The following is a 693-nucleotide window of genomic DNA, read 5'->3' on the forward strand; positions in this document are numbered from 1 at the left end:
TAGGAAGTGGACTCGCCTTAGTTTTTTAGAATATTCAAGACACTTAAACAGTGTTTTGAGAACTCAAGTGTTAATGCTTTCGCATTAACGTTTTTCGCACTAACGTAATCACACAAACGACAACGAATCATCATTCATGCGCCTTTAGTTAGTACTATCAGCTTTCCAAATTGTTAAAGAGCGGGCTTAAAAAAGCCAAAGATAAAATTTCGTTTATCTTTGGCATCTCTTACCAATTGTATGTAATGGTGGAGCTATGCGGGATCGAACCGCAGACCTCCTGCGTGCAAGGCAGGCGCTCTCCCAGCTGAGCTATAACCCCTTTACATACAGTTTGAGATTTTACGTTCACCTTCAATGAAGGTCTTACCAAAAATTTTGGCTTGCCAATCGTTTCTAATCAAGGCGGTTGATAGCGACGTTTAGTTTACTAAACGAGTTATCATCCAACGCAGAGTAGGAAAGATTGGTGGGTCAGAGTGGACTTGAACCACCGACCTCACCCTTATCAGGGGTGCGCTCTAACCAGCTGAGCTACAGACCCAACGTAATTTCTCTTTCTTTCTATCAAGTAATCTGTGTGAACACTCACATGCATCGCTGCACTTTAGGTATTGAGTTAGTCGTATAGGTAAGGAGGTGATCCAGCCCCAGGTTCCCCTAGGGCTACCTTGTTACGACTTCACCCCAGTC

At 43.4% G+C, this 693-nt stretch carries 2 tRNA genes and 1 rRNA gene; all 3 read right to left on the reverse strand.

From position 1 onward, the window contains the following. Nucleotides 1-246 precede the first annotated feature (246 nt). Nucleotides 247-322, reverse strand: a tRNA-Ala gene (locus H5181_RS20325). 145 nt (nucleotides 323-467) lie between these two features. After that, nucleotides 468-544, reverse strand: a tRNA-Ile gene (locus tag H5181_RS20330). An 88-nt stretch (nucleotides 545-632) separates the two neighbouring features. Then, nucleotides 633-693, reverse strand: a 16S ribosomal RNA gene (locus H5181_RS20335); the annotation flags it as partial.

Origin of the sequence: Shewanella sp. SG44-2 (assembly GCF_014164215.1) — a bacterium.
GTDB classification, from domain to species: domain Bacteria; phylum Pseudomonadota; class Gammaproteobacteria; order Enterobacterales; family Shewanellaceae; genus Shewanella; species Shewanella frigidimarina.